The organism is bacterium (assembly GCA_035549195.1).
Taxonomy (GTDB): domain Bacteria; phylum Oederibacteriota; class Muellerivitia; order Muellerivitales; family Muellerivitaceae; genus DASZRK01.
This window is the reverse complement of sequence record DASZRK010000048.1, coordinates 1-7,518: the sequence shown is the minus strand read 5'-3', so window position 1 is coordinate 7,518 and position 7,518 is coordinate 1. Positions and strand designations below refer to the sequence as shown.

Sequence of the window (7,518 nt, the reverse complement as noted above, 5' to 3'; positions counted from 1 at the left end):
GTCCAAGGTCCAGGACCAAAAGGTCGAAATTCCCCTTTTGGAGGAGTTCCCAACCCTTGGCGCCCGAATCCGCCGTCTGGACCAGGAACCCTTCCCGTTGGAAAAGGTCGCGCGTCAATGTGGCGACCGCCCTATCGTCCTCGATCATCAGAATGGATGTCGGCATGGCGGCTCCTTTCAATAACGGCGGGGTTGCTTGGGCAGCACCACGCGAAAGCGGCTTCCCTGGCCCAGCACGCTCTCGACCGCCACCCGGCCCCCATGGGCCTCGCAGAGGCCCTTGACGATGGTCAGTCCCAATCCGCTTCCCTGGCGGGCGGGGGAGCCCTTGGGCTGGTGGACCCGGAAGAACTTCTCGAAGATCCGTTCATGGAAGGCCGGGTCGATCCCCACCCCCGTATCCCGCACCTCCAGGACGAAGTCCCCGTCCTCCTCGGAAAGGACCACCTCCACCTCGCCCGAGGGGGTGAACTTGATGGCGTTGGAGACCAGGTTCAGGACGATCTGCCGGAACATGGTAACGTCCGCCGAGAGGGAAATGTAATGGGACCTTTTCACCAGGGAAAGCCGCAGGCCCTTCTCGCGCGCCTGGGGCTGGTAGAGGTCCACGATCTCCTTGACGTGGGCGAAGACATCGACCGGTTCGGGAAAGGGATCCACCTTGGCCGCTTCGATCCGGGCGGTGGTCAGGAGGTTGTTGATGAAATCCGTCAGATGGGCGGCGCTATTGGAGACCAGGAGCAGGTATTCGGCCTGCTTCTCGGTCAGCGGTCCCGCCTCCCCGCCCTGGAGGAAATTGATGGCGCTACGGATGGCGTGCAGGGGCGTGCCCAGGTCATGGGTGACCCCGGCGGTGAAATCCCGCTTCATCTCGTCCAGTTCCTTCAACTGGGTGGTCATGACGTTGAAATCCCGGGCCAGGTCGCCGATCTCGTCCCGGCGGTCCACCTCCACCAAGGCGCTCAATTTCCCCTCCCGCACCAAGTGGGTGCCGTCCCGGATCTTGCGAAGGGGAGCGGCCAATTGTCGGGCCAGGAGGACGGAAAAAAGCAGGCCCAGGCCCAGTGCACCGCCCCCGGCGATGGCGCCCAACAGGAGGCCCCGGGATGTCTGGTCCCGCAGGTCCTTGTCCAAAGCCGCCAGGGAATAACCGATCCAGACCCGTCCCGGCTCCCCCTTTCCCGCGGGGACCGGCGCGGACCATTCGACCACTTCCGTCCCATCCTTGAGGAACCGGCGGTCCGGAACGGTTCGGTCCGCCCGGAATTCTTCCCTTTGATACAGGGCCGGGAGAACCACCTTGGCGCCGATACCCGGGTTGGAATAGACCACGAAGGATACGGCGGGCTCCCGGACCATGGCGCGCATCAGGTTCAGGACCGCCACATCCTCGCGCTGGAGCATGGATTCCTTGGCCGCCAGGGTGAAATCCATCAGTTCCTTTCGCTGGGCTTCCCGGGTCTGACGAAGGTAGAGGATACGGGAACCCTCCCAAAGGAGCCCGTAACCCGTCAGGATCGAAAGAAGGGCGACCCCGCCATGGGTGAGGAAAAAACGCAGGGTCAATTTCACCGTTTGTCCTCCATCTTGACCCGGGCCAGGTTGTTAAGGGCGTTCAAGTTGAGCGGATCGATCTTCAGGACTTCTTCCCAATAACGTTGGGCCTCGACGCTGTCCCCTGCCGCATAGGCCTTCAAGCCCCTTTGGAGCAGGGCTTGGGCCCTGGCCTTTTGGTCCTCGGTCAAGGTCTGGGGACGTTCCTCGGTCGCGGCCAAGTTGTCCCGGGCCAGGGCATTGGAAGGGTCCTTCCCCAACATGGATCGCCAGGTCTCCCGGGCCAGGTCCAGCCGGCCTTTGCTCCGGTAGATCTCGGCTTCCACGGACATGCGTTCCAGGGAACGGTCCAGCGCCGGGGTCCCCTTTTCCGTGGAAGGGGAATAGGCCCGCGCGACGAATTGGAGGAAGGCGTCCTTCGGATAAAGGGCCAGCGCCTTGCGGAGGTTCCGGTTGGCCCCGGCCCGGTCCCTTTTCTTGATCAGTTGGACCGACCTTTCGAGCAGGTCGCGGACCCGGGGGTCCGAAAGGGCCCCTTGCTTCAAGGCCTTCGTCACCTGCTCCTTGGCCCGGACATAATCCCCCTGCCCCGGATCCAAGGTGGCCGCCCATTCATAGTCCTGTTCCGCCTCCCGGAAATAACCCTGTTCCTCGGCCTTCCGGCCCCGTTGGAAGAAGACCTGCGCCCGCTGCTGGTTGTAACGGCGGAGGGCCTCCGAACGCCCGGAAAGGGCGGTGGAGTCCTGGGGCCGAAGAAGACAGGCTTGCTGGTAATCCCAAAAGGCGTCCTTCCATTTGGATTCGGCCGAGGCTTTCTTGGCCCGGTCCATCAGGTCGGCCCAGACTTGGTTCTCCCGGTTCCCCGTATCCCACGCGAAGGCCACCTCCAACAGGTGGCTCCCCGGGACGCCCACCCCCGAAACCGACGGGGACCCTCCCCACGAGAACTGGTAGGCATAATCGAGCGACAACCCCTCGTCGGTCCACCCGAAGCCCAAAGCCCCGGTCCGGGAATCCCCGCCCGCGCGAAGGGAAAGGTTCCAACGGACCCAGGTCCACTCGATCCCCCCCTGGGTCTCCCAGTGGTCCCCATCCAGGGATTGGGCCAGGGTGATCTCCAGGGGATCCGTTCCGAACGGCGGACGGATCGCCGCCCCATAGCGGAGGATCGGATCCACCCGATCGACCCCGATCACGCCCAGGTTGGGCCGGTTCAGGTCCTCCCCCGAGACGCCGAGGGTGCACCAGCGCCAAGGATCGAAAAGCGCGCCCGCGCCGATCGAAAAGGCCTGGGCCGTGACCTGGCCTGCGGAAACACCGGCCAAGGGGGCCGCTAGGGTGAACTGCTGGCGCAGGAAGGAAAGGTCGATCCCCAACCGCAGGTGTTCCAAGGCCGTCCCCGGTCCGAAGGCCTTGCCGAAGGCGGCCTTCACCCGGTCCTGTTGGAGCGCGTCCGCGGTGAAGTGGTCGAGGGAGAATCCCATCGCTTCCTCGGGGTCCAGCGGGAGGACCGCCGAAATGTTCCCCGTGGAGAGATCGTCGCCCTCGATGCCGGAGAAAAGGTTCTCATAGCGGGCGCTGATCCGGTCCCGGTCCGCTCCCGCCAATCCCGCCGGGTCGTTGGACAACGCGGAAGTTCCGTCGGGGCAAGCCACCGCGTTCCCCCCGATCCCCGCCTCCCGGGCGGCGGGGCTGAAATCCAGGAAGGCCCCCCACCCGGGACCTTTTGGAACCACCAGGACGGAAAAGCCCAATAAGGCGATCGTCACCAGCCGTTCGGACGCAGCGGACATGGACAGGGACCTTTCAGGGTCTTATCGGATTTTCAACTCGGTCAGCGGAGCACCGTCACGGTCCCGCGTTCCACTCGGTCGTCGGCTTCCAAAAGAAAGAGATAGACCCCGGACGGAACGGTCCGCCCGCCGTTATCCTTCCCGTCCCAGGCCACGGCCGCCCCCGGCCCGAAAACCATGGACCTCACCTCCCGGCGATGCAGGTCGACGATCAAAAGTTTCCCCGCTCCATGGGAAGGCGGCAACTGGAAAAGGGCCTGGTGGTCGGTCGAAAGGTCCGGGGTGAAGGGGTTCGGCCAGACCAAGTGCCCTCCCGGAGGGGTGGGTGTCGGGGTGACCAGGACCGTGGGAGTAGGGGTCCAAGTGAGGGTGGCGGTGGGATCCGGGGTCGTGGTCAGGGTAGGGGTCCCGGTCGGGGGAACAGGTGTAGGGGTCCGGGTCCAGGTCGGCGTAAAGGTCCGGGTCGGTGTGACGGTGCGGGTCCAGGTCGGGATGGGGGTGGTCAAGGTCATGATGCAGACATGGTCGAAAGTCGCGGTGGTCGGGGAATCATTGACCCCGCTCCAGACCATCAAGCCATAGGTCAGGGTTTGGCCCGCCCCTAGGTTCGAGGAGAGGTCGTATTCGTTCAAGACGGTCCAAGTGGACCCATTGGTCGAAGTGGCCGGATAGATCCTCCCGTTCCAATCCTGGAGCCTTAGATAAACGGGAAGGCTGGCCGATCCCGTCTGCTGGATGGACAGGTTCCCGCCGCCGGTCCGGGTGGCGAAATCGTCCTTGGACCCGGAAGTTCCCCTCAACCAGAAAAAGGCGCCATCGCCCCATGCCGAGGTCCCTCGACGGATATAGATCCCGATCCCGGTGTCCGAGCTCTTCTCACCGCTCAGACCCGTGATGCGGGCCTGGACCTGTCCGTTACCGACCAAGGTGAGATGGGCCGACTCCCCCTGTTCGTGGTCCTGGGTCGTGGAGAAATCTCCATCCCCCGACAAGGTATAGGTCCCGAAGCTCGTCGAAAGATGCCCCGATGCCCCGCCCCAAGCCTCCGGGGTCAAGGAGGGATTATTCGGGCATTGGGCCCGGATCATCGGGGCCCAGGTCCCGAGGGCCAAGAACGTTATCAGAACGGGAACGAGTTTTGTTTTTGGGGGGACGATGGTCCCGAGCACCATGGATGCCTCACGGTTGGTCTTGAGGCATCCTAACATAGGGGCAAAAAAAATCCGGAGGGGCTCCCGACGATCGGGTCCTTGGGTTCAGGTTTTCCCTGGGCCCGGTTCAGGAAAAGGGCTTTTTCGGCCGGGTCCTGACGGTGGGCGTCAGCCTTTTCCGGTGACAAGCACCGGGCGGCGGTTCGCGTAGGAGATGTTGAGCAGGATCCCCACCGCGGCGAAGCTGAAGACCAGGGACGAACCGCCGTAGCTGATGAAGGGCAAGGTCAGGCCGGTCACCGGCAGCAGTCCCACGGTCATCCCCACATTGATGACGATCTGCACGGTGAACATGCCGCCGATCCCCAGGGCCAGGAGGGAACCCTCGCGGTCACGGGCCTTGCGGGCGATCTCGAAACATTTTTGGATCATGAAATAGTAGAGCCCCAGCACCACCAGGCAGCCGACGAAACCCCACTCCTCCCCGATGACGGCGAAGATGAAATCCGTGTGATGTTCCGGGATGAAGGAAAGCTGGGTCTGGGTCCCTTGCATGAATCCCTTGCCTGAAATGCCGCCGGACCCGATGGCGATGACCGACTGGATGATGTTGTAACCCGCCCCCAAGGGGTCGTCCTGCGGGTTGATGAAGACCTCCAGGCGCTCCTTCTGGTAATCCTTGAGGAAGTGCCAGATGAAAGGGGTGGAGGCCAGGGCCATCAGCGCCATGGAACCGAGCCATTTGACGGGAAGCCCCCCCACATACATCAAGACGAAGGATACCGGGATCAGCAGGAGCGCCGACCCCAGGTCCGGCTGCTTGAGGATCAGGAAAAGGGGCACTCCCAGCATGGCCAGGAGGAAAAAAAGGCTCCTCATATAATAAAGCTCGATGGTCCGGCTCCCGATGTAACGGGCCAGGAAAAGCAGGAGCGACAATTTCGCCAGTTCGGAGGGCTGATAGGAAAGGAGCCCCAGCTTGATCCAGCGCTTGGCCCCGTTGGTCTCGTCCCCCAGGACGAACACGAGAAGCAGGGAGAGGATCGCGAAGGCGTAGAAGATATAGGCCGCCTCCATCCAGAAGCGGTAGTCGATGCGTGAAAAGACCCACATGCCCAGGAGCGAGATGAAGAACCAGAAGACCTGCTTTTTCCAAAGCTGGGAGATGTCGGCCGAATGGGAGGTGGCCGAAAAGACCACCACCGCCCCGATGGCGGAAAGGGCCAGGACCTCGGTGATGAGGCCCCAGTCCACGCCCTTGAAATAGGTTTTGAAGAGGGCCTTGATCATCGGTCCATTCCATTCACGGTCTTCATCCTTTTACGGCGCCACGCCCATGACCGGGGTCGGGGCCGCCACCGGGGTGCCTTCTTCCGTTCCCGGGGTAGGCGTCTGCCAGGGGGTCACTTCCTGTCCCAACTCCAATTCCATCAGCCGTTTGGCGATGGGAGCCGACACGATACCACCCTCCCCGCCGTTCTCCACCATCACGATGATGGCCAAGCGCGGGTCGTCCGCCGGGGCGTAACAGGTGAACCAGGCGTGGTTGTCCCCGTGGGGGTTCTCGGAGGTGCCGGTCTTCCCCGCCACCTGGACCCCCGCCACCCGGGCCTTCTTCCCGGTCCCTTGGTTGGAACTCACCACCTTCTCCATGGTGGCCTTGATGAACTTGAGGTCCTCCGGGTCGATGTCGACGGTGCGCACCAGCTCGGGCTGCTTTTCGTAGAGGGTCCGTCCCGTCACCCGGTCCACCACCCGGTAGAGCAGGTGGGGCCGGAAGAGTTTCCCGTCCATCGCCAGGCTGGCGGTCACCCCCAGCATCTGCAGGGGGGTCGTTAAAAGATATCCTTGGCCGATGCTGGTGTGGATGGTGTCCCCCGGGAACCAGGGCTGTCCCTGGGTCTTCTGCTTCCATTTGGGGTCGGGCACCAGGCCCGGAAGCTCGGCGTCCAGATCGATCTTGGTCCTGGACCCAAGCCCGAACTCCTTGGCCATCCGCTGGATCCGGTCGATCTTGACCTGCAGCCCCAATTGGTAGAAGAAGATGTCGCAGGACTCGATGATCGCCCTCTCCAGGTTGACCCACCCGTGCCCCGACAGCCTCCAACAACGGTAGGGCCAGACCGTGTACCAATAAATGCCCCGGCAGAGGAAGACCTTATTGAGGTCGATGACCTTGTCCTTGAGGGCCGCCAGGGCGGTGACCAGTTTGAAGACCGATCCCGGGGGATAAAGTCCCTGGATGGCCCGGTCCTGCAGGGGATGGTCCTTGTCCTTCAGCAGTTCGTTCCAATCCTTGAAGGAAATGCCGCTCACGAAATTGTTCGGGTCGTAATTGGGGTGGCTGACCAGGGCCAGGACCTCCCCGGTTTGGGGGTTCTCCACCACGATGGAGCCGACCTGGTCCCCCAACAGGTCCTCCGCCAGCTTTTGGAGCTTCCAGTCGATGGAGAGCTTGAGGGTATGGCCCTGCCGGGGTTTGCGGTAATCCAGGACCCTTCGCTGGGTACCGGTGGCGTCCACCTGCACCTCGACGCCCCCGTTCTGGCCCCGGAGGATCCGGTCGTAGATCCGCTCCACGCCCTTCTTGCCGATCTGGTCGCCGGGCTGGTAGCCGCTGTCCTTCAACCGGGCCAATTCATCCTCGTTGATGTCGCCGATATAGCCCAGGATGTGGCTGGCCAAGTCCCCGTGGGGGTAATAACGCTCGGGCTCCATCTGGATATAGACCCCCGGTAAATGGACCCGGTTCTCCTCGATCTTGGCGACCAATTCCCGGTCCAAATGGGATTGGATGCGGATGGGCTCGAACCGGCGCCTTTGGCGGCGGCTTTCCACCAGGTCTTCCAGGGAGGACAGGGGTTCCTCCAGGATCTGGCTGAGTTTCTGCAGGGTGGAACCATAGGTCTTGATGTCCGCCGGGACCAGGAAGAGCGAATAGGTCGGGACATTGGTCGCCAATACCTCGTTGTGGCGGTCGGTGATGAGTCCCCGGGGCGCCCGCTGGGGGATCAGGCGGA

5 protein-coding genes are annotated in these 7,518 nt (G+C 63.1%); all 5 read right to left on the bottom strand.

Translation table 11 applies throughout. The features are described from left to right. Nucleotides 1-177 precede the first annotated feature (177 nt). Entirely contained in the window at nucleotides 178-1,572 is a 1,395-nt protein-coding gene (locus VHE12_09190; protein ID HVZ80956.1) for a HAMP domain-containing sensor histidine kinase, read from the bottom strand. Then, nucleotides 1,569-3,347, bottom strand: coding sequence for a hypothetical protein (locus tag VHE12_09185; protein ID HVZ80955.1), 1,779 nt, complete (start codon nucleotides 3,345-3,347; stop codon nucleotides 1,569-1,571). The genes VHE12_09190 and VHE12_09185 overlap by 4 nt, the downstream gene beginning before the upstream one ends. A gap of 41 nt (nucleotides 3,348-3,388) precedes the next feature. Further along, nucleotides 3,389-4,402: a hypothetical protein gene (locus VHE12_09180; GenBank protein HVZ80954.1), complete on the bottom strand. Its 1,014-nt coding sequence runs from the start codon at nucleotides 4,400-4,402 to the stop codon at nucleotides 3,389-3,391. A 264-nt stretch (nucleotides 4,403-4,666) separates the two neighbouring features. Further along, on the bottom strand, nucleotides 4,667-5,788 hold the full coding sequence (gene rodA / locus VHE12_09175; protein ID HVZ80953.1) for a rod shape-determining protein RodA: 1,122 nt from the start codon (nucleotides 5,786-5,788) through the stop codon (nucleotides 4,667-4,669). A gap of 30 nt (nucleotides 5,789-5,818) precedes the next feature. After that, nucleotides 5,819-7,518, bottom strand: a 1,700-nt coding sequence (mrdA, locus tag VHE12_09170; GenBank protein ID HVZ80952.1) for a penicillin-binding protein 2, incomplete at its 5' end; no start/stop codon positions are given.